1 protein-coding gene is annotated in these 884 nt (G+C 64.5%); it reads right to left on the reverse strand.

From position 1 onward, the window contains the following. A partial coding sequence (locus tag CH291_RS26475; protein WP_094689077.1) for an acyl-ACP desaturase occupies positions 1 to 884 on the reverse strand: 884 nt, incomplete at both ends.

Genomic DNA, 884 nt, shown 5'->3' on the forward strand with positions numbered 1-884 from the left:
CGCATCTCCTCGAACTTGGTGGCCTGCCGCTCGAGGTCTTCGAGGAATGCGGCGAGTTCTTCGCGCTTGTTCTCACCGCGTGCGGTGAAGTCGTTGCGCTCGAAGACGCTCCACTTGCGCAGCACCGGCCAGACGACGTCCTCGAGGTGCTGACGCAGGTCGTAGATCCCGTGCTTGGCCATCAGCACACCGTTGCGGCGGAAGTTCGGCATCCCGGCACCGGGCATGACGAAGTTCGTCACGATGTCCGAGACAGCCTGCAACGTCTGATCGGGCGAGATGTCCATCGCTGCGCCGGTGATGTTGCGGTAGAAGATCATGTGCAGGTTCTCGTCGGCGGCGATGCGCTGGAGCATCCGGTCGGCGATCGGATCGTCGCAGACCTTGCCGGTGTTGCGGTGCGAGACGCGGGTGGCGAGTTCCTGGAAGGTCACATAGGCGACCGAGTGCAGCAAACCGACCTGCGACCCCGCGGGCGAGACGTAGCCGTTGGTCATGTGGATCATGCGGGCTTCTTCGAGGGCGACGGGATCGACGCCGCGGGTGACCACGAGGTAGTCGCGCATGACGATGCCGTGGCGGTTCTCCTCGGCGGTCCAGCGGCCGACCCAGGTTCCCCAGGCACCGTCCTGGGAGAAGTTCTCGGCGATCTCACGGTGGTAGGACGGCAGGTTGTCCTCGGTGAGCAGGTTGGTGATCATCGCGGCCTGTGCGACGTCGGAGAGTTTGGACTGCTCCGGGTCGTAGTCCTGGCCGCCGAGTGCGGCGAAGTTGCGACCTTCGTCCCACGGGACGTAGTCGTGAGGGTGCCACTCCCGCGCCATCGAGATGTGACGGTTCACATTGTCCTCGGCAGTGGGCACCAGCTCTTGCAGAAGCTCGAG

This window comes from Rhodococcus sp. 14-1411-2a, from assembly GCF_002259485.1.
Lineage (GTDB): Bacteria > Actinomycetota > Actinomycetes > Mycobacteriales > Mycobacteriaceae > Rhodococcoides.